This is a genomic window from Virgibacillus subterraneus (assembly GCF_900110695.1).
Taxonomy (GTDB): Bacteria; Bacillota; Bacilli; order Bacillales; family Amphibacillaceae; genus Lentibacillus; species Lentibacillus subterraneus.
This window is the reverse complement of record NZ_FOEH01000002.1, coordinates 213,997-236,167: the sequence shown is the minus strand read 5'-3', so window position 1 is coordinate 236,167 and position 22,171 is coordinate 213,997. Positions and strand designations below refer to the sequence as shown.

Genomic DNA, 22,171 nt, shown 5'->3' with positions numbered 1-22,171 from the left:
CACTTTGTCATAGTAACGGTATGAGACCGACGGGGATTAACCGTACTCCAGTTTAGCTTTCCATGCCCCTACATTAGGATTTCTTACAGCCCAAAGGAAATCCCTCTCTTAAATTAGAGTATCATGTACTTAGAACCTTCAATGTATTCTCATATAATTATTATAAATAATAATTTACTAGTTAAGCGATATTATAGAAAACTAAAGCAGAAATGTCAATTATATCGTTTAATTGCAATTAAGTGTGTTGTGACTACATTCATTATTGTTAATACTGGTACTGCCAATATCATTCCGAGCACACCACTTAATTGTCCACCTAACAATAAGGCAAAAATGATGGCAATTGGATGTATATTGATACTTTTTCCAACGATATAAGGAGATAATAAGTTTCCTTCAATTAACTGTATGATAAAAATGGTTAATAATACCATTAGTACCAATTTGCCAGAAGCCGCAGCAGTTATAGCTACTGCAGGAACCGCACCGATAATCGGTCCGAAATATGGTATGATATTTGTTAACCCGATGATTATTGCTAACAACAATGCATATTTAACGTCCAGGATATAAAAAGCTGCAAATGTTGTAAATGCTACAAATAGACAAACAAGTAATTGCCCACGAATATACTTTCCTAAGCTTTTATCTACTGCTTGAACTAAATCACCAACTTGAGTTTGATACTTCGATGGAACCCATTTTTTAAAATAGTTTTTTATTTTGACAAAATCCTTCAGAAAATAAAAAACTAATACAGGTATTACAGTGAGGAACACGATCAAATCGAATACTTTCGTAAATCCTCTTACAAGGTTGGTTAGAAGATTCTCAATAAAAGATTCTATATCGTAAATCAGCTCATCCATCTTGTCATGAACTGTTTCCGGCAAAAAGGCAGTGTACTCGTATAAGCTGTACACAAAATTGCGGTACATTTCAATTAAGTGCGGTAATTGCTTATTTAAATCACTTAGCTGATGAATGATAGCAGGGTAAACCCGATAAATTAAATAAGCGGTGCCACCAAAAAATAAGAGATAGATTATTAAGATAGCAATACTTTTAGGTATATTAAAATGATGCATCTTTTTGATGACGGGATAGACGAGATAAGCAATTAGAATAGCAATTAGAAAAGGAGAAAGCAAATACCAAAGAAATGAAAAGAAATCTCCAAAAATAGGGGAAAGTTTTACAAATAGAAATATAAACAGAAAAACAACAATTCCGGTAATGGCCCAATACAGCAAATCTAACGGTTTTATACCTTTGAACATACCTTACACTCCCTAGCAGAAATATAGCTTTCATTTACTACTGAGGGTTACCATTGAATTTTCCGTTCATCTTCAGAAAACAGGTCATCAAGTGAACTTAAAGATCCGTCTGCTTCAACCTGATGGATAGTTAATTCATTTCCAAACACTGACAGCTCGATAAAACAAGTCCAGCAATAATATTGCTGAGAACCTATTTTCCCTATATCTTTACCATTGCAATTTGGGCACACGAACATAATCAAAGCTCCTTTTTTGGCATATAAGAAAGTATAATTATTTTCTTACTGCTTAAATGAACTAAGGCTTTCACCATTAAAAGTATGGCAATAAGCCAAGTTTTCTAAACTTTTTTCTTATGCTTGCCCAAATATTAAAAAATATACTACTAAATTACATGAAATCATATGGCGAGATTTCTTTTTCATCCTCATCCTCATACATATCTATTGGAATATCCTGTAACCTATCATTCAATTGTTCTGGCAATGTGGTATAACGCCTATTTGTATCCAGTGTACTTACGCCACGTATAAATGCATTCTGCTGTCCGCAAATAATTAATGACTTTTTACTTCTAGTTATGGCAGTATATAGTAGATTTTTACGCAGCATCCTATTATACGAAGATACTACTGGCATAATTACAATTGGAAATTCGCTCCCCTGGGATTTATGAATTGAAATACAGTAAGCATGCATGATATTCACATAATCTTTCCGTTCATAGACTACCTCTTTGCCCTCAAAGTCAATCACCAACTGTTCTACATGATCTACGTTTTCATCTTCTTCAAATATAGCTACAACTTCCCCAATATCACCGTTAAAAACACCATTTTCCGGTTTATTAACAAGCTGGAGTACTTTATCACCTGTTCGGTATACAACATCATTCGTTTTAACTTCACGCTTCGTCGACGATTTAGGATTAACCAGTGTTTGTAACTGTTGATTAATGATTGTGATTCCAGCTTGTGAGCGATACATCGGTGCTAATACTTGAATATCTCTTAATTCAACACCTTTATCTCTCGCTTTATGAAACACCTTTGTAATGACATCAATCATTTGATGCTCCGTACAAGGGATAAAACTGAAATCCTTATCATTAATCAGGGAGTCCTCGGTACATGTATCATGTTTAATCAAATGTGCCAATTGGATTATTTTTGAACCTTCTTTTTGCCTGTAGACCTCATTAAGACTTACGATAGGAATTAACTCACTTCCTAACAAATCGGCTAATACTTGGCCGGGTCCAACCGATGGAAGTTGGTCTTCATCACCAACAAGCAATACTTGCATATCATCTGGAATTGCCTTAAATAGACTATTTGCCAGCCATATATCAACCATAGAAAATTCATCTATGATTAAAAACTTTCCAGACAACTGCTCATTTTCATTTTTTTCAAAACCATCTCTTCCGTCCCAGCCTAACAAACGATGAATAGTCACTGCAGGAAGGCCTGTTGATTCTGTTAAGCGCTTAGATGCTCTTCCAGTAGGTGCTGTTAATATAAACGGATAATCTGACTCAGAATCATAATCAGTTGGATCAGTCGAAATATTATGTATTGCTGCATATGCTTTCAAGATTCCTTTAATAACAGTAGTCTTTCCAGTTCCAGGCCCCCCAGTAACAATCATTAATTTTGACTTTAATGAATGGTTTATTGCATTAAATTGCTCTTTACCATAACTTAATACTTCTGATTCCTCAATATCTCCAATAATTTTCATCAATTCGGCCATTGATGTATCCTGTTCAATAGGTTTTATCATCAGACGTTTAATATTAGAAGCAAACCCATCTTCTGCGTAATAAAGTGAAGGCAGATAAACGTTTCCATCCTTCATAATAACTGTTTTATCCTTATTTAAATCTTCCAGACGGTTTGAAACCATATCGGCTGTCAACGACTGTTCAGGGTTTAACAGCAAGTCCAGCACCTGTTTAATACAATTATCGATAGGTAAATAAACATGCCCGTCCTGAATATTTTTTTGTAAAACATAAATACACCCAGCACCAATTCTGTTTGGATGAGTTAGCGATAAACCATTTTGCTGGGCGATCTGATCGGCTGTTCTAAAGCCGAAACCTTCAATATCAAATACGTATTGATATGGGTCGTTTTGCAATACATCAATAGCCTCATCTTTATATTCCTGGTATATCTTTTGAGCCATTTTTAATCCAATACCATAATTGGATAAATACACAACTATGTGTTCAAAACCCTGATTTTCTTGTAATGTTTTGCTCAGTAGTTCAGCTTTTTCTTTTTTTAATCCAGGGATGTCATTTAACACTTCATCGTTACTTAAAATTTTGGAGATTGCACTATCTCCTAACACATCAACTACCTTCGTAGCAGTCTTTTCACCTATACCAAAAAACAAATCACTGGATAAATAAGCAATCAACCCGTCTTTTGTATCTGGAATATATGTCTCATAGGATTTAACTTGATATTGCATCCCAAACTTAGCATGCTTTTCAAAATCACCATAAAAACAATAAACAGTTGCATCCTGCAGATTAGCAAAATACCCTTTCACAACTATTTCCTTGTCTTTATAATTTTCATTCGTATCATGAACCTTTATTTTGGCTATCGAAAAGTGCTCACTTTTATTTTGAAAAATCATATACAAAAGTTCACCTTTTATAAAGCCTTGTTCTGTATTAGATTGCTCATCCAGTATCATTTAAACAACCTCACAATTCTACAAGTCCGTGTTATTCAGCAACTCTTCAATCTGGCTTTTTCCATTTGCGGCAAGTGTGTGTTCTGGCTGGATTTCCAGCGCTTTAGCAAAATGGTCTAACGCATCTGAAAGATTCTCATCATATATCGCAATTACACCTAAATTATAATGTGCGTCACTATGCTGCTCCTCCAATTTCAGAACATTTTCAAAAACCTTCTTAGCATCTTTAATATGATCACTCTGCGCCAACGTCAGGCCGTATTGGAATAATACTTCCTCATCATCCGGGTCAAGCTCGGTTGCCCTTAATAAATATGGTAATCCAAGTTTGAAATGCTCCTCATGATAAAAGGTCATTCCTAGCATGAAATAAACATCTGCTTCAACAAGACCGATATCTATAGCCTTCTGAAAGTTTTCTTGTGCTTTCGGATAAACAGACTCTTCATAATAAACATTACCCAGCCCATAATATGCAGTAGCGGCATGCTCATCAAGTTCTATTGCCTTCTCAAAGAATCGCTGTGCACGTTCAAGGTCATTCACATGAAGGAGTAAGTTTCCAAAATTAATATAGCCAAGGGGGTCTTTTGGGTTTTCATCGATGACTTTATTGAAGATTTCTGCAGCTTCTTCGTATTTCTGTTCCTTCATTAGATTAATTGCTTCCTGATTTCGATCCATCTTTTTTAAACCTCCAATAATTAAAAACTTGGCTCATCGTCAGGCTTTAATATAGATAAGCCTTAGTTGTGCTTTTTCAGTAACAAAAAAATAAAATAGATGGGACCATCTACATGATCCCTCTAAATTACCCTACGTAGTCCAAATAAGTTTCATCTTTTATAACTTCATCAATCGTACCTCCACCTAAACATACCTCTCCATCATAAAATACAACTGCTTGCCCGGGTGTAATAGCCCGTTGCTTTTCATGAAATTCAACATGTACTTGATTATCATCCAATTTGTGAACTGTAACCGTGCTATCTTTTTGGCGATATCGGAATTTAGCTGTACATGTGATGGAATTCTCTCTAGAAGTTTTTATCCAGTTTACATCAGCTGCTATCAATCCGTCTGAGTATAATTTTTCATTATCAAAACCTTGCTCCACATATAAAACATTTTCCTCCAGGTTTTTCCCTACAACAAACCACGGATCACCTGAACCACCTATACCAAGACCTTGACGCTGGCCTATTGTGTAATACATAAGACCATCATGCTTTCCTTTTTCAACACCCGTTAACGTCTTCATCAGACCAGGTTGTGCAGGTAAATACTCACTTAAGAACTCTTTGAAGTTTCGTTCGCCAATGAAGCAAATACCAGTACTGTCTTTCTTGGTTGCCGTAACAAGATTATGCTCCATGGCAATCTCACGTACCTCTTTCTTATTCATATGCCCCAAAGGAAACATAACTTTCTCCAATACATTCTCTGTCAGTTGATTCAAAAAGTATGTCTGATCTTTATTATCATCAACACCACGCAACATCTCGTATTCACCATCTGTTTTTCTAACTTGTGCATAATGACCTGTTGCAAGATAGTCTGCACCTAAGGATGTAGCATGTTCAAGAAATGCTTTAAACTTAATCTCTTTATTACACATTACATCAGGATTTGGCGTTCTTCCTGCTTTATATTCATCTAAAAAGTAAGTAAATACTTTATCCCAATATTGTTTTTCAAAATTCACGGCAAAGTAAGGAATATCCAGCTGATTACAAACCCCTACTACATCATCATAATCGTCGGTTGCAGTACAAACACCATTTTCATCAGTATCATCCCAATTTTTCATAAAGATACCAACAACATCATAACCTTGCTCCTTCAGCAGTAATGCGGCTACGGAAGAATCAACACCTCCACTCATTCCAACAACTACTCTTATATCTTTATTGCTACTCATTACTTTCACCACCTTCAAGTTGTTAATCGTTTAACGATTTTCACTACTCTATTTGCAGCTTCCTCTATATTCTCTGTTGTATTAAAAATACCAAAACTAAAGCGTATTGAATTGGTTGTCCGTTCATCATTCTCACCATACATTGCTGCTAGGACATGTGATGGCTCAACTGACCCGGCAGTACATGCACTCCCGCTTGAAGCAGCAATACCATCTAAATCAAAATTAGTAAGGAGCGACTCCACATTCGTACCTGGGAAACTAATATTTACAATCGACGCAATAGATTTTTTTTCATCACCATTTATCTCAAAATTGATCCCACTATCCGATAAGTGCGAAATAAATTGATCCTTAAAACCCTGATAGGACGTATTTCTGTCCGTTTTGTTATTGATTGCTAAGTCTACTGCTTTTTGAAAACCAACAGCTCCAGCAACATTCTCTGTACCGGGCCGACGTTTTCGCTCTTGTTCGCCCCCAAACTGAAGGGCTTCTATTTTTACATTATTTGCGGCATACAAAAAGCCAATACCTTTAGGCCCATTTATTTTATGGGATGAAACGGTCAGCATATCAATACCATATTCTTTTACATCAATATCCAATAAACCATATGCCTGTACTGCATCCGTATGAAAATAAATCTCCTGATAATCTTTTAAAACATTACCGATTTCCCTAATAGGCTGAATCATTCCAGTTTCATTATTCACATACATAATAGAAACCAAAATTGTTTCATCAGTTAAAGCATTTTTTAAGTCATCTACTGATACTAACCCATTTTCACCGACCGGTAAATATGTCACATGAAATCCTTGGTTTTCAAGGTGTTCTGCAGTATGAAGTGTAGCATGATGTTCCTGAACAGTTGTTATGATATGACGCCCTCTATCTTTATTAGCAAATGCAGTACCAATCAAAGCCAGGTTATCTGCTTCTGTTCCTCCACTGGTTATTATAATATCTTTTTCATTTGCATGAATGCTTTTGGCCATAGTTCGTCTTGCTTCATCAAGATACTTTCTTGCTTTCCTCCCAAACGAGTGGATACTTGATGGATTACCAAAAACATCTTCAAACACAGGATTCATAGCGCTGACAACTTGTTTATCCATCGGTGTTGTAGCTGCATGATCCATGTAAATATCTTTCATACTTCACAAACCCTTCCTATCTTAAACTATCTGTTACGTTAGATATAAAACATATATGCATCCTGTTGATGGTCATCCTGATGATGTTTTAAATCTTCTAATGTTGTTGTATCCAGTACGTCTTTGACTGCATCTCTGATTCGAATCCACAGAGCCTGTTTTGCTGGCTCTTCATCTTCAATTCCTTCTACTGGGGATATTGGTCCCTCCAGTACACGAATAATGTCGCCAGCCTTTATTTCACTAGGCTCCTTTGCCAAAATATATCCACCATATGCTCCGCGGATACTCTTAATCAAACCAGCATTTCTAAGCGGTGACGCCAATTGCTCCAAATAATGTTCAGATAATTCCTTTTCACGCGCAATCGCTTTTAGTGATGTGGGACCTTCCCCATGCTTACGTGCAAGTTCAATCATAATTGTTAGACCATAACGGCCTTTTGTTGAAATTTTCATTTTAGCACCTCTAAATTCTCTTCGAAAAAGCTATTGATTTATATTATTGATTACTTATAATTTGTAATACATGATATTATAGCATGAATAGTATGATTCTTGCATTTTAACACTATTGGAATTACGCTTTAATACACGACCAATTATTCTATAAAAAGGACGATTAAAATGAAACACAAACCACTTGCTTATCGAATGAGACCAACTCATATACATGAAATTATCGGACAGGAACATCTTGTTGGCGATGGAAAAATACTAAACAGAATGATTCAGGCTGAACAGTTAGCATCCATGATCTTATTCGGTCCGCCTGGAACAGGAAAGACTTCAATGGCGGTAGCACTCGCAAAAAGCTTAAATTTACCTGTTAAGATGCTAAATGCAGTTGTTGACAAGAAAAAAGATATGGAAATTGTTGTTGAAGAGGCTAAAATGACTGGGCACGTCGTATTAGTACTTGATGAAGTACATAGACTCGATAAAGCAAAACAGGACTTTTTACTTCCTCACATCGAAAGCAACATCGTGACATTAATCGGCTGTACAACAAGTAACCCTTATCATTCTATTAATCCTGCTATTAGAAGCAGATGCCACTTATTTGAATTACATCCTTTAACAGTAGAGGACATGAAAATAGCAATCCAAAGAGCTGTTGAAGATGATACCAATGGATTAGGTTCTCAGTCAGTAACAGTAACGGATGAAGCACTAGAGCATTTTTCTTTTGCTGCAAATGGTGATATGCGCTCTGCATTAAATGGACTTGAGCTAGCTGTGTCATCTACTCCTGAAAATAACGAGGGCCAGATTTCTATTACACTTAATATAGCTGAAGAGTGTATGCAGAAGAAAAGCTTTTCCCACGACAAGGATGGTGATGCGCATTATGATGTATTATCTGCATTCCAAAAATCCATACGTGGCAGTGATGCGAATGCAGCACTTCACTATTTGGGAAGATTGATTGAAGCAGGTGATCTTGAAAGTATTGCACGGCGCATGATTGTTTGTGCGTATGAAGACATCGGTCTAGCAAACCCACAGGCAGGTCCACGAGCGATTGCAGCAGTTCAGGCGGCTGAAAGACTCGGATTTCCAGAAGCACGGATACCATTATCAGTAGCAATTGTAGAACTTGCTTTGTCTCCTAAGTCAAACACTGCATATGTAGCGCTTGACAAGGCACTCGCAGATATACGCAGTGGTAAAAGTGGTGATATCCCTGCACATTTAAAAGACTCACATTATCAAGGGGCAAAGAAGATGGGACGAGGGATGGATTATAAATATCCGCACAATTATGAAAATGGGTGGATCAGGCAACAATATTTACCTGATTCTATAAAAAATAAAGATTACTATCAACCTAAAGATACTGGTAAGTTTGAACAGACCTTAATGCAAGTATATGAAAAAATTCAATCTGATTAGAGAACTTGGCTTATCAACAGTCTTTAATGGTGAGAGCCTTTATTCTACTTATGCAGTATGAAAGTATCTATACTTTTCTTTACTGCCAAAAATAATACTAGATAATATGTATAATAGAAGTATAATTCCTTTTTCAATCGGTCACAATAGACAATAAAGATAATAATCTATGTAATATATAACGGCTGTATTTGAAAAAGGAGTTGAACAAATTGGTTAAAGTTAGACAAGATGCTTGGTCACATGAAGATGACCTATTGTTGGCAGAAACAGTTCTGCGTCATATCAGAGAAGGAAGTACTCAATTAAATGCGTTTGAAGAGGTTGGCGATAAATTAAATCGTACATCCGCAGCTTGTGGATTTCGCTGGAATGCCGAAGTAAGAGAAAAATATGATAATGCTATTGATCTTGCAAAGCGGCAGCGAAAAGAGAAAAAGCGTGCAAATGCAGTAAAAACTACTAAGGTAAGTCAGCCGGTAGAACCCATTCTCCAAGATGCCGAGGAAGATTTATCATCATCAACAACGGAAGAGCCATCAATCACAATGGATTCAGTTATTCGTTACTTAAAACGAGTAAAAAAAGATTACTATGCTTCCAATCAATCAAAACTATCATTGGAACAAATGCAAAAAGAGAACGCTATGTTAAAAGAGCATGTAAGTAATTTAGAAAAGAAATTGGAAAGTACTGAGAAACAATTTGCCACAGTACAAGAAGACTATCAAGTTTTTATGCAAATTATGGATCGGGCAAGAAAAATGACTGTTCTGGATGACCAAGGATCTATACAATCACCTGCATTCAGAATGGACAAAAATGGTAACCTTCAACAGGTTGCAAATGGATCAAACCAATAATAAAAGTCGCATGGAATTCTAGTAAGAATTCCATGCGACTTTTTTGTTCGCAGTTAAGGCTTGTATTCCAAAATATTAGAATTTTTACGAAAGCGTTTTGGCTTTCACAGAACCCCTTAAACGATTGGCTATATGTATTCTATCAATCCCAATCGTGCCGTCTATTTCTAGTTTTGATCCCGCTTTCAGCAGGTGGGTGCTCTGTTCCATATCTTTTATGCGTCCTCAATTAAGCGAGGCATGCATGCAACATGGAAACGATACAAGCTCCCAATTATATAGATGTTCGGTCAAAACATTTATATAAGACGTACACATCAGGATTGATATTTAATTATGTTTTGTGATTGTAAAATTATTTTACCATACAGAAATACTATTTTCAATATTCATTAGTATGAAGAAATTATTACACTTGTTACATCTTCACTACAATTTTCTTATTAAATCATAATTTCTTTTTAACTTGAATAGACAGTTCATCCAATTGTTCTTCACTTACTTCATCTGGTGCATCGGTTAGTAAATCTGATGCAGAAGCGGTCTTAGGAAATAGAATTGTATCCCTAAGGTTCGATCTTTCCGCTAATAACATAACGATTCGATCCAGCCCTAACGCGATACCCCCATGAGGTGGTGCGCCATATTCTAATGCATCAAGTAAAAACCCAAACTGTTCAGATGCTTCTTCTTTGGTGAACCCCAATACTTCAAACATCTTATCTTGTTGTTCCTTCTTATGAATACGTAAGGATCCTCCACCTAATTCATACCCGTTTAATACAAGATCATATGCATTTGCCCGAGCACTTCCAGGGTCTGTACTCAGTTTATCAAGATCCTCCTCAACAGGCATTGTAAATGGATGATGAGCAGCAAAATAACGCTCCAGACCTTCATCATATTCCAATAACGGCCAATCAGTTACCCAAAGGAAATTAAACTTACTCTTATCAATAAGCTGCAAATCTTTTCCGAGTTTCAGCCTTAAAGCTCCCAAACTGTCATAGACAACTGATGTTTTATCCGAACTAAACAATAATAAATCACCATCTTCAGCGCTTGCTTGACCAACCAGCCCTGTCTTCTCTTCATCTGTTAGAAATTTAGCAATTGGCCCTCTTAGTTCGTCGCCTTCTATCTTAAGCCAAGCTAAACCTTTGGCACCATATACTTTCACAAAATCAGTTAGCTTATCAATATCTTTTCGTGAGTAATTAGCTGCTTGTCCTTTTACATTTAACAAGCAAACTTTTCCTCCTGATTCAATTGCACTTTGAAATACTTTAAAACTAGAATCAGCAAGAATATCCGTTACATGGATTAACTCCATGTCAAACCTCGTGTCTGGTTTATCTGATCCATAACGTTCCATTGCTTCATTATAAGGCAACCGTTGCAGTGGCAACGAGATGTCGATATTTTTAACATCCTTCATCACGTTTTTCATCATTTTCTCAGTCATTGCCATTATTTCATCACTAGTCATAAAAGATGTTTCAATATCAATTTGTGTGAATTCTGGTTGACGATCAGCCCGTAAGTCTTCATCACGGAAACAACGAGCAATTTGATAATATTTCTCGAATCCACCCATCATAATCATTTGTTTGAAAAGCTGAGGTGACTGTGGCAATGCATAGAACTCACCATTATGCACGCGACTAGGTACTAAATAGTCCCTCGCACCTTCCGGGGTACTTTTGGTTAAAATTGGGGTTTCCATTTCAAGAAATCCGTCATCATTTAAAAAATTACGAACAACCTGTGTTGTTTGATGACGTAATTTAAAAGTATCCTGTAAAGCACTTCTGCGTAAATCCAAATAGCGATATTTTAAACGAAGATCTTCCGATACATCAGATTCATCCTCGATAAGAAATGGTGGTGTCTTCGCTTTATTCAAAATGCTTATATCTGTTGCCATTACTTCAATCTTTCCTGTACCCATCACTGGGTTGATTGTACCTTCATCACGAATAACAACTTTTCCTTCGACTTGAATGACATATTCACTTCTAACTGTTTCGGCAACTTCTAAAGCTTCTTTGGAATTATCCGGATTAAAAACTACTTGTACAATACCAGATTTATCGCGTAAATCGATAAAAATTAATCCACCTAAATCTCGACGTTTTTGTACCCAACCTTTTAATAATACTAGTTGATCAATATCCTTTTCACGTAATGTTCCTGCTAATATCCGTTCACTCATTTTCAATTCCTCCTAGAAGCATTTCATGCATCTTTTCAACTAGTTGTGACAAAGGTACTTCCAACTGTTCGCCTGTTTCCAGTTCTTTAACGTTAACAATTTCTCTTTGTATTTCATCTTCTCCAAGTATTAACACATATTTTGCTTTAAAACGATCTGCTGCTTTAAATTGGGCTTTCATTTTTCGACCTTGATAATCTTTGTCAGCCTGGATGCCATCTTTACGTAATTCATGTAATAGATGAACTGCTTCTTTTTCAGCTTCGTCTCCTACAGCAACCACGAAACAATCCAATTGATCATCAATTGGTATCTCTTTACTTTCAGCATCAAGAGCCATTAATAATCGCTCCATTCCCATACCAAAACCAATACCTGGTGTACTTGGTCCCCCTAACTCTTCAATTAGTCCATTATATCTTCCGCCACCTGCCAACGTTGCAATGGCACCGAATCCATCAGCTTCACTCATAATCTCAAAAGCTGTATGGTTATAATAATCAAGTCCACGTACTAAGTTTTTATCGACCTCGTACTCAATCCCCATCCTCGTTAAATAGTTCTGAACCTGATCGAAGTAACTTCTTGATTCTTCATTTAAATAATCTAATATCGATGGTGCATTCTGCATTGCTGGATGATCACGATCCGCTTTACAATCCAGAATACGTAAAGGGTTTTGGTCTAAGCGAATTTGACAATCATTGCACAGCTCATCCTTATGTGGCGAAAAGTGATCGACCAAAGCCTGGCGGTGACTAGTTCGGCTTTCATTATCACCTAATGAGTTAATAACTAATTTCAATGATGTTAACCCTAACTCCTGATAGCACGTCATTGCCAAATCAATAACTTCAGCATCTACTGCTGGATCGGCACTTCCTAATACTTCCACACCAAATTGGTTTAATTGACGCATTCTTCCTTTCTGCGGTCGTTCATAACGAAACATTTGAGCAAAATAATAAAGTTTAACTGGCTGGCTGGGATTACCAAACATTTTATTCTCAACAAATGATCGTGCAACTGAAGCAGTACCTTCAGGGCGTAGTGTCAGACTTCTCCCTCCACGATCCTCGAATGTATACATTTCTTTTTGGACAATATCGGTTGAATCACCTACACCTCGCTGGAATAATTCTGTATGCTCAAACAGTGGTGTGCGGATTTCATCAAAATGAAACCTGCCACACACATCTTTTAATCGATCTTCAACAAACTGCCATTTCTTTGCCTCTTGTGGTAAAATATCGACTGTACCTCGCGGAGCTTTCATGCTCATTTGTAATACCCCCTCATTATTTTTACTATTTTCTAAAAGATTGTTGCTTTATTAAAGTAATGAAATCATATCGTAGTTGATATAAACTGCGAACTGACTGCTGGAATAATCACTATAAACTCTCGTCCCCCGTCCGGGGATCGCTACGCGCGGATGCTTTCCGCGGGCACGGCCTCAGCCTCCTCGAGAACACCACTCTGCGGGGTCTTCGGACACGTGCTATTCCCGCAGGAGTCACCGCCCTCTGCTCACCCGGACTAGTGTAGTGCTGTCACACTTATTCTATAGCGGTTCCTACTCGAGTCAACAGCTGAGGAAATACACGTAGACTCCTGTGGGAGCTGAAGCTCATCAGCCGCCCTAAGTGCGCGAAGTGTATTTCCGGAGCGGCATAATAGCACTCAAAATTTTTAAAAAGTACTTCGCAGTTTATATCAACTGCAGGTTAAAACAACAAAACTTACGGAAAGAGACTTATATAAAAAAATATAAAAAACTCCCGACCCTTATAAAAATAAGGGACGAGAGTTAACCCGCGTTGCCACCCTAGTTGATGCTTTTTAAAGCACCCGCTCTTCACAGTTAACGCCTGCAAAACGTCTATATCTACGTACTATGTATTCGATATAGAGCCTAAGGAATGTCTTTCATCAGAGCATCATGTGAAAATGTTCTCAGCCTATGACATTTTCTCTCTTTCCACATACTTCTCATTACTTTTTCCATCACTGGCTTTTTATACATCTATCATTAATTTAATTAATTATGAATGACTATTATATTAATGTTTCCCTAACGCATTGTCAAGTACGAGTTATCTTTTTCTTCAACTTTTTAACCTCACCAAGAGTAATACCTAACTCCTCTGCTATTTCCATATGATTAAATTGATCTTCAACTTCTATGAACCGATGGAAATTGGCTCCATAAATATCCTTACTCATGTTTGAATTCCAATGTTTTTCTTGAATTCGCATAACTAAAATCCCTCCCTATTTTATTCTAGTTTTGCCTAAATAGAAACTTTTTATTAAAATAGAGTTAATACATTATTCTAAGGAGGAACTTCATTGCATATAAAGAAAACAACATTGTTATTCTTTAGCATATTGTTTCTGGCCTTCGCAACATTAGTAAGTGCCAACGAAGCAGTAATTAATACAGATAATCTAAACGTCAGAACAGGACCTGGCACCAATTTCGAGAAGATCGGTCAAGTACATACTGATGAAGTTTATCCAATTTTACAGCAACAAGATGGATGGGTAGAAATTCAGTTGACTCAAGGTACCGGCTGGGTTACTAATGAGTATATCAGCATTTCAGGCAACACGGATTCTGAGGACACCAATGAAGGCAATATGGAAACAACCACTGAAAAAATAATTACAATTCAGCATGATAATACCCAGTTACGTGATGGACCTTCAACCAGTTTTGAAATTACCGAATTTGCCAATAAAGGTATAAAATTTAAGGTACTTTCCCAAAACAATGAATGGTACGAAATTACAAACGATAATTACACCGGCTATGTTTTAAAACAATTGGTCGAAAAAGAAGATACAACATCTTTTAGCGGCATGAAAAACAAAACAATCGTTATCGACGCAGGACATGGTGGAAGAGATGTAGGTGCAATTGGCGCGAGCGGAACACATGAAAAAGATTTTGCTTTTAAAACAACACAGGAACTTAAACAGGAACTTACTGCGCTTGGGGCGAACGTAGTTTTAACAAGAAAAAATGATGAATTCATTTCATTAGGCAGCAGGATAAGCCTGCCCAACATTCTCGATACAGATGCTTTTATAAGCATTCATTACAACAGTTTTCCTGAAATGCCTAATGTAACTGGGATCGGAGCATATTATTATCATGATCAAAATCAAAAGATAGCTAAGGATGTTCTACAGGGAATAGCAAAAGAAACCGGTGCAAGAAACCGCGGTGCCACATTCGGGGACTTTCACGTTATCAGGCAAAATTTCAAACCATCAATACTAGTTGAATTAGGATTCATTTCCAATCCGGAAAAAGAACAACTTCTTCAAACTAACGCATACCAAAAAAAGTTGGTGACAGGGATTGTAAACGGATTGAACAAATACTTTAAAAACCAATAAGATACCTGTTCGCTTAATCGTAGCTAGCGGACATGAGGTCCCTTATTTGTATAATGGGGCTATTTCTACCAAATAAGGGCTGTGGTGTCCGCTAATACCTTAATATATCTTATTTTCTACAAAATAAGGTGTTTCGTGTCCGCTATAGTTTTTGGCAGTTCCTTCTTCTTGTTGATTCGAACAACATTTTTTAAATTAAGAATTTCAGTTCACCCCTATGTGCGACTCCAGAGCAAGACTAGCAAATAACGTAACGAGTGAGGAAGCTTGCGGAATACAAATAGGGAAGTTCGATTAAATACGGTACATCCTGAGACTGCAATTACTCATATTTGTGCCAGCATCAACGACCTCACATCGTGTAAGACCTAAGACGCAGAAAGCAAACACTTTCCTGCTCCAGTTCATATATAAAAAAAGCAGTTCAATTAAAAATGCAAATTACGTTTTTGCTTTTCTAATTTGAACTGCTTACTATAATGTTATTCATGCTTATTATTTATCATTGCTATCCAAAATAATTGTAACCGGGCCTTGATTTGTTAGTTGTACGTTCATCATTTCACCAAACTCACCTGTCTCAACACGAACTCCCTGTTGTTCAATTAATTGATTGAAATGCTGATATAATTTATTCGCGTGATCCGGTTTTGCTGCGTCAAGAAAATTAGGCCGTCTGCCTTTTCGGGTGTCAGCGAATAATGTGAATTGTGAAATAGACAGTACCTGACCCGATACATCTTTTAATGAAAGATTCATCTTTTCATTTTCATCTTCAAAAACACGAAGATTTACAAGTTTGCTCACCAAATAGACTGCATCCTCTTCAGAATCTTCATGTGTTACACCAAGTAAGACAACAAACCCATTATCAATTTTCCCAACAACATCATCTTTTACGGTCACACTGGCATTGTTTGCACGTTGAATGACTGCTTTCATAATTTCATACTCCTTTTTCTATCACAAGGCTATTTTATAAAAGATTATTGTTTTCGGCACAAAAATCTTTATACCGCGATACTGTGTCAAGGTTTATGTCCACTCCGAGGAATCTTACGTAAATAACCTATTGAACAGACTATTGTATTGTTCTTGTTACTGTATAAACATCTTTTATTTGCTTTATCCGTTCCACAATTCTTCTTAGATGATTCGTATTATGAATTAAAATTGTTATATGAATAACAGCCATTTTATTTCGATCGGATCGACCATTTACTTGTGTTATATTTGTTTTTGTCTCATTTACCGCTTGTAATACTTCATTCAACAAGCCTCGGCGGTCATATCCTGATATCTCAAGGTCCACATGATACTGTTTTTTATCTGTTTGTGTTCCTTCCCATTCAACATGGAGATAACGCTGCTTCGCCTCTTCTGTTTGGACATTAGGACAATCTGAACGATGAACTGATACCCCTCTTCCCTTTGTAATATATCCAATAATATTATCACCAGGAACCGGATTACAGCATTTCGATAACCGTACTAGTAAATTATCGACACCTTCCACCTGAACACCTGAATCACGTTTTTGTACTTTTTTACTTGGTGTTTCATTCTTCACTTCTTCAAGTGTCTCTTCCAAGTTTTGTTCTTTTAACTTTGTCCGTCTAATCTTTTCCGTAAGCCGAGTAGCTATTAGTGCAGCAGTGATTCCCTGGTAACCTACAGCAGCATACATTTCTTCTTCATTTATAAAATTAAACCGTTCATAAACACGTTTCAAATTTTCTTGAGTTAGTGCTTCTTTAGGGTCTATTCCCAATGCACGTATTTCCTTATCAACAGCCTCTTTGCCCTTACTAATATTTTCTTCCCGCCGCTGTTTCTTAAAGAACTGCTTAATCTTATTTTTCGCTTGAGATGTCTGTGTAATTTTTAACCAATCCTGTGATGGTCCATAGGAGTGCTTTGAAGTCATTACCTCAATAATGTCCCCATTTTTAAGTTCATAGTCGAGTGGTTCCATTTTTCCGTTTATTTTAGAACCAATCGTTTGATTACCTATTTCTGTATGAACTTTATATGCAAAATCAAGTGGTACAGACCCTGAAGGCAGTTCTATGACATCTCCTTTTGGAGTAAATACATAGACCATGTCAGAGAATAAATCGACCTTCAGTGACTCCATAAACTCCTCTGCATCGTGTGTTTCATTTTGCCAATCAAGTATTTCCCTAAACCAAGTGAGCTTTTCTTCAAAAGACTTTTTATCACGTGCTAACTGACGTCCTTCTTTATATGCCCAATGAGCCGCAATACCAAATTCAGCTATTTCATGCATCTCTTTCGTTCGAATTTGTACTTCAAGCGGATCTCCTTTAGGCCCAATTACGGTTGTATGCAATGACTGATATAAATTTGGCTTTGGCATTGCAATATAATCCTTGAATCTCCCAGGCATTGGTTTCCAGCATGTATGAATAATTCCTAAGACTGCGTAACAATCTTTAATACTATCAACAATTATACGTACTGCTAATAAATCATATATTTCATTAAATTGTTTGTTTTGCTTCACCATTTTTGTATATATACTATATAAATGCTTTGGTCTTCCTGAAATATCTGCTTCAATATTTACATCTTTCAGTTGGCTTGTGACCTCATTCATAACATCATCTATATAGGTTTCACGCTGATCACGTTTTTGTTTCATCAACTGAACAATTCGATAGTATTGCTGTGGATTTAAATAACGTAAGGCTGTATCTTCCAACTCCCATTTGATTGTAGAAATACCCAAACGATGCGCTAAAGGTGCAAATATCTCCAAAGTTTCATTTGAAATTCTCCGTTGTTTTTCAGGAGGTAAATGTTTAAGTGTCCGCATGTTATGCAATCGGTCAGCAAGTTTAATTAGAATTACCCGAATATCTTTGGCCATTGCCACAAACATTTTGCGATGGTTTTCTGCTTGCAGAGCTTCTTTTGATTTATATTTAATTTTTCCAAGCTTTGTAACACCATCAACAAGCATTACAACTTCAGTACTGAAGTGTTTCTTCATTTCTTCAAGTGTAATGTCTGTATCCTCTAATACATCATGTAAAAAACCCCCAGCAATTGTCTCTGGATCCATTTCTAGTTCAACTAAAATTCCAGCTACCTGAACTGGGTGTATAATGTAAGGCTCACCAGATTTTCGATATTGCTCCTTGTGTGCATCTTCTGCAAACTCATATGCACGACGAAGGAACAGAGCATCCTCTTCAGTAAGATACCGGCGAGCCTCATTGATTACATCTTCTATTGTCAATATTTCTTCTTTTGCCATATAATCACCTAAATTCGCGTTAGAGAATACTTTCTAATAGTATCGAAAATATTTGTGTAAATGTAAAGAAAAAACCGTCAATATCATTGGAATAATTCTGTTACTTTATTACACAATTAAAAAAAAGGGATAATAACAGGTCTGACGAACAGTACATAAGTTCAATCAGACCTAAAAACTTATTGCGAGAATATTAATAGTTCATTAATGTTAATACATCATAGCCTTCAAGTTTCTCAAGTCCATTAAGGTATGAAAGTTCAATCAGAAATGCACAGCCTACTACAATTCCACCCAAATCTTCTACCAATTTGATTGTTGCCTCTATTGTACCACCTGTCGCAAGTAAATCATCAGTAATTAATACGCGCTGACCTGGCTTAATCGCATCTTTATGAATGGTCAGGACATTTTTACCATATTCCAGCCCATAATCAACCTTAATAACTTCTCTTGGTAATTTTCCTTCTTTTCTAACTGGAGCAAAACCGGTTTCCAATGCATAAGAAACTGGGCAGCCTATAATAAAGCCACGCGCTTCCGGCCCCACCACAAGGTCAATATTTTTCTGTCTGGCAAAATCAACAATCTCATCGACAGCTGATTTAAATGCTTTGCCATTATCCATAAGTGGTGTAATATCTTTAAACTGGACCCCTTCTTTTGGCCAGTCCTGAACAATTTTAATGTATTTTTTATAGTCCATGTGTTACTTCCTCCTTGGGCATTTCCCCATCTTTTATGCAATCTGAAAACCACATTCTTAAATCTTCATAGGTTGAATAGTACAGAATCTTTTCAACCTCAGCCTGATCCAGGCGTTCTTGATATGATGGCGAATCTGATAAATCCTTTTTCATAGGATCTGCATTTAATTGAATAATACCATTTTCTATTTTAACAAACTCTAATTCAAAAAACACGTTGGACATAAATAAGATTCTATCCTTCGTCCATGCTTTTGCATCCATGATCATCGGCAGCTCTTTTTGCAAATTAACTTGTTTTCGTTTAGCTACAAAAGCATATAGCCATTTAAAATCCTCGCGTGAAGGAAAAGCCTTCATAAACACACTATCTTCCAATTGAAAACAAACATGGATATTTGACGGATTTGTTTTACATACCAAATCCTGAAGAGTGTTCAGATTTGTCGGCATTTCAAAAAGGTAGAGTGTATTGACTTCATCAAGCAGGCTAATGTCTGCGTCATACCTAATACAAGTTATCTCATCAGGAACAATTCTGCTTTCATTTAGGAGTGTATTATGTACTGCTAAATGACTAGTATTATTATTAACATAAGGTGTGATATCAAAACGTTTTTTCCCTCGATGATCAAAGACTTGTCTCTCTTCAATTTTCATATCCCGAATAACTATTTGCGCCTTTTTATTACCATTCCACTCATTAATACCTAACTCGCCAACAACAGATAATGGTGTTTGTGGAGAAATATGGTCATATAAACCACCTAAGCTAAACCCTATTCCATCAAGCAACTGATTCTCATGCTTAAATTGCATTTTTAAGTGTTTTTTCATATTCCCAATCTGCCGTATATCAGAAGGGATATCATTCAGATGAAAGATCGGCTTTGGATTAGCCATACCAAATGGTGCCAGCTGGCTAATTTCATTTACCAGCTCTTCATTAATTTCTGGAATGGCAATTGTTTTACTTACTTCAATTTCCTGAGAAAAGTCTTCTTTTGTAAGCTGCTGATTAATGATTTTGTTTAGTTCTGTTTGCAACAACTGAAGATTCTCTAATGGTAAGGTCATACCTGCTGCTTGTGAATGCCCACCGAAATGAGTAAACGTGTCTCTGATTTTCATACAGTTGGAAAATAAATCAAAGGCAGGGATACTTCTGGCAGAACCTTTTACTTGTTCTTTTTCTGGTAGAATTGTCAGCACGATTGCTGGTCTGTCATATTTTCGGACAAGATTTGATGCGACAATGCCCAGCACACCTTGATTCCAGCCTTCTTTTGCTACAACAATTACTCCTTGTTCTTCAAGTGAGCCTACCATTTGATCTGCTTCTTTTACAATGTCACTAACTATTTTTTGACGTTCCTGATTAATGGATTGTACCATTTCTGCTATGTGTTCTGCCTCATCCTGATCATCAGACATAAGGAGCTGTACAGCAAGATTTGCATCTTGTAATCTGCCGACCGCATTAAGCCTTGGGCCAATCAAGAATCCAACATCCTCTTCACTGACATCCCCGTTGATATTGCATACCTTTTTCAAAGCTATCAACCCTGGTCTATTAGTCGCTGATAACGTTTTTAAACCATAGAATGCCAAAATACGGTTTTCACTTTTTAATGGTACAAGATCAGCAATCGTACCTATAGCAACTAAATCAAGTAAATGCTTTGGAAAATAGTCTAATAAGCTTTCAGCAAATTTAAAGGCCACACCCACTCCTGCCAATTCTTTAAACGTATAATCGGGTGAGCATTTTGGGTGAATAATCGCAAACGCCTCAGGTAACTGTTCCTGTGGTTCATGGTGATCCGTTATCACTAAATCAATTCCAAGTTGTTTTGCAACAGTTGCCTCATGGATTGATGCTATTCCCGTATCAACAGTTATGATTAGGCTAAAACCATTGTCAGAAGCAGTTTTAAATGCTTCTTCATTTGGACCATAACCTTCTGTGAATCGGTTTGGTATATAATAATCACAATCTGCACCAAGTTCCTGTAACGTTTTTAACAAAACCGTTGTTGAACTGACTCCATCTGCATCATAGTCACCAAATACAAGAATTTTTTCTTTATTAGCTATTGCTTTATGTACACGTTCCGTTGCTTTTGATATATCTGAAAAGCCTTGTGGATTATATAAATTTTCTAAATCAGGTGACAAAAATTCTTTTGCCGATTCCGCTGAAGTAATCCCTCTCTGTATTAAAAGTTCTTTAATAAGTGGAGAGATTCCATTTAAATCCCAATCTAGTGTTTCTGTTTGCGCACTTGAAAATTTCCAATTTGTCTTACTCTGTAACATAAGTTCACCCCTGACTAATCCATTATACTAGAGTAAGCCAAGGGTCGCAATTAACGTTTATAGATTGTTCTTTTCCGAATCTAGATTTTCTTCGTTTTCAACATCTGTTGTATGGTTTTCCTCTACCGATTCTTTTAACTGATTATTCTCAGCTATAAGAGATTTCCGCTCACGCTGCAAGTGAATTATTTTCATTAAACCAACAGAAGCTGTAATAATTCCACCCATCAAAACGGAGAACAGTATTACTAATATTAATGGTGCCTCACCACTTCCAAATAAGTAATTAACTTCAACCGGATCAACATTTATTATTGCAAACACTGCAACAATAATAACGAATATAATTGCTAGAATAACATATGATTGCCCTCTCAATTCCAATTCCTCCTTCTA

18 protein-coding genes, 1 other RNA gene and 2 other annotated features (1 of these 21 cut by a window edge) are annotated in these 22,171 nt (G+C 36.6%); of the genes, 3 read left to right on the top strand and 16 right to left on the bottom strand.

Going from position 1 to position 22,171, the window contains the following annotated elements:
• Nucleotides 1-151 (bottom strand) — a binding site (T-box leader) (it extends 56 nt beyond the left edge of the window).
• Between the two features lie 64 nt (nt 152-215).
• The 7 genes from BMY13_RS07560 to cymR form a co-directional block, all read right to left on the bottom strand.
• Nucleotides 216-1,283: an AI-2E family transporter gene (locus tag BMY13_RS07560; RefSeq protein ID WP_092492473.1), complete on the bottom strand. Its 1,068-nt coding sequence runs from the start codon at nt 1,281-1,283 to the stop codon at nt 216-218.
• Between the two features lie 47 nt (nt 1,284-1,330).
• Entirely contained in the window at nt 1,331-1,522 is a 192-nt protein-coding gene (locus tag BMY13_RS07555) for a hypothetical protein (RefSeq protein ID WP_092492472.1), read from the bottom strand.
• Between the two features lie 154 nt (nt 1,523-1,676).
• Nucleotides 1,677-4,001: an SF1B family DNA helicase RecD2 gene (gene recD2, locus BMY13_RS07550; RefSeq protein ID WP_092503693.1), complete on the bottom strand. Its 2,325-nt coding sequence runs from the start codon at nt 3,999-4,001 to the stop codon at nt 1,677-1,679.
• A gap of 18 nt (nt 4,002-4,019) precedes the next feature.
• Nucleotides 4,020-4,688 (bottom strand): tetratricopeptide repeat protein, encoded by a 669-nt coding sequence (locus BMY13_RS07545; RefSeq protein ID WP_092503691.1) that lies wholly within the window; start codon nt 4,686-4,688, stop codon nt 4,020-4,022.
• 127 nt (nt 4,689-4,815) lie between these two features.
• A complete protein-coding gene (gene mnmA, locus BMY13_RS07540) occupies nt 4,816-5,925 on the bottom strand; it encodes a tRNA 2-thiouridine(34) synthase MnmA (protein ID WP_092503689.1) in 1,110 nt (369 codons plus the stop codon).
• A gap of 14 nt (nt 5,926-5,939) precedes the next feature.
• Nucleotides 5,940-7,085 (bottom strand): cysteine desulfurase family protein, encoded by a 1,146-nt coding sequence (locus BMY13_RS07535; RefSeq protein ID WP_092492468.1) that lies wholly within the window; start codon nt 7,083-7,085, stop codon nt 5,940-5,942.
• Nucleotides 7,086-7,123: 38 nt separating this feature from the next.
• Nucleotides 7,124-7,543 (bottom strand): cysteine metabolism transcriptional regulator CymR, encoded by a 420-nt coding sequence (cymR, locus tag BMY13_RS07530; RefSeq protein WP_092492467.1) that lies wholly within the window; start codon nt 7,541-7,543, stop codon nt 7,124-7,126.
• Nucleotides 7,544-7,711: 168 nt separating this feature from the next.
• On the opposite strand from cymR, the gene BMY13_RS07525 reads away from it, so the two are divergent.
• Nucleotides 7,712-8,980: a replication-associated recombination protein A gene (locus BMY13_RS07525; protein ID WP_092492466.1), complete on the top strand. Its 1,269-nt coding sequence runs from the start codon at nt 7,712-7,714 to the stop codon at nt 8,978-8,980.
• 212 nt (nt 8,981-9,192) lie between these two features.
• A complete protein-coding gene (locus BMY13_RS07520; RefSeq protein WP_092492465.1) occupies nt 9,193-9,843 on the top strand; it encodes an RsfA family transcriptional regulator in 651 nt (216 codons plus the stop codon).
• Between the two features lie 141 nt (nt 9,844-9,984).
• Here the strand turns inward: BMY13_RS07520 and ssrS are convergent.
• The 4 genes from ssrS to BMY13_RS19445 form a co-directional block, all read right to left on the bottom strand.
• Nucleotides 9,985-10,170: non-coding RNA, 6S RNA (gene ssrS / locus BMY13_RS07515), on the bottom strand.
• Between the two features lie 121 nt (nt 10,171-10,291).
• Nucleotides 10,292-12,058: an aspartate--tRNA ligase gene (aspS, locus tag BMY13_RS07510; RefSeq protein ID WP_092503687.1), complete on the bottom strand. Its 1,767-nt coding sequence runs from the start codon at nt 12,056-12,058 to the stop codon at nt 10,292-10,294.
• On the bottom strand, nt 12,051-13,340 hold the full coding sequence (gene hisS, locus BMY13_RS07505; RefSeq protein ID WP_092503685.1) for a histidine--tRNA ligase: 1,290 nt from the start codon (nt 13,338-13,340) through the stop codon (nt 12,051-12,053). Before hisS ends, aspS begins: the two co-directional genes overlap by 8 nt.
• Before the next feature lie 514 nt (nt 13,341-13,854).
• Nucleotides 13,855-14,078 (bottom strand) — a binding site (T-box leader).
• Nucleotides 14,079-14,143: 65 nt separating this feature from the next.
• Entirely contained in the window at nt 14,144-14,317 is a 174-nt protein-coding gene (locus BMY13_RS19445; protein WP_175476743.1) for a hypothetical protein, read from the bottom strand.
• Nucleotides 14,318-14,410: 93 nt separating this feature from the next.
• Between BMY13_RS19445 and BMY13_RS07500 the strand changes: the two genes are divergently transcribed.
• Nucleotides 14,411-15,466 (top strand): N-acetylmuramoyl-L-alanine amidase family protein, encoded by a 1,056-nt coding sequence (locus BMY13_RS07500; RefSeq protein ID WP_092503683.1) that lies wholly within the window; start codon nt 14,411-14,413, stop codon nt 15,464-15,466.
• Between the two features lie 495 nt (nt 15,467-15,961).
• Here the strand turns inward: BMY13_RS07500 and dtd are convergent, their stop codons facing one another.
• From dtd to BMY13_RS07475, 5 genes are all read right to left on the bottom strand, one after another.
• On the bottom strand, nt 15,962-16,408 hold the full coding sequence (dtd, locus tag BMY13_RS07495) for a D-aminoacyl-tRNA deacylase (protein ID WP_092503681.1): 447 nt from the start codon (nt 16,406-16,408) through the stop codon (nt 15,962-15,964).
• A gap of 139 nt (nt 16,409-16,547) precedes the next feature.
• Nucleotides 16,548-18,749: a RelA/SpoT family protein gene (locus BMY13_RS07490; RefSeq protein ID WP_092503679.1), complete on the bottom strand. Its 2,202-nt coding sequence runs from the start codon at nt 18,747-18,749 to the stop codon at nt 16,548-16,550.
• A gap of 193 nt (nt 18,750-18,942) precedes the next feature.
• A complete protein-coding gene (locus BMY13_RS07485; RefSeq protein WP_092492459.1) occupies nt 18,943-19,455 on the bottom strand; it encodes an adenine phosphoribosyltransferase in 513 nt (170 codons plus the stop codon).
• Complete coding sequence (gene recJ / locus BMY13_RS07480) at nt 19,445-21,775, bottom strand: single-stranded-DNA-specific exonuclease RecJ (RefSeq protein ID WP_092503677.1); 2,331 nt, start codon at nt 21,773-21,775, stop codon at nt 19,445-19,447. The genes BMY13_RS07485 and recJ overlap by 11 nt, the downstream gene beginning before the upstream one ends.
• A gap of 57 nt (nt 21,776-21,832) precedes the next feature.
• Complete coding sequence (locus BMY13_RS07475) at nt 21,833-22,153, bottom strand: LapA family protein (protein WP_092492457.1); 321 nt, start codon at nt 22,151-22,153, stop codon at nt 21,833-21,835.
• Nucleotides 22,154-22,171 lie beyond the last annotated feature (18 nt).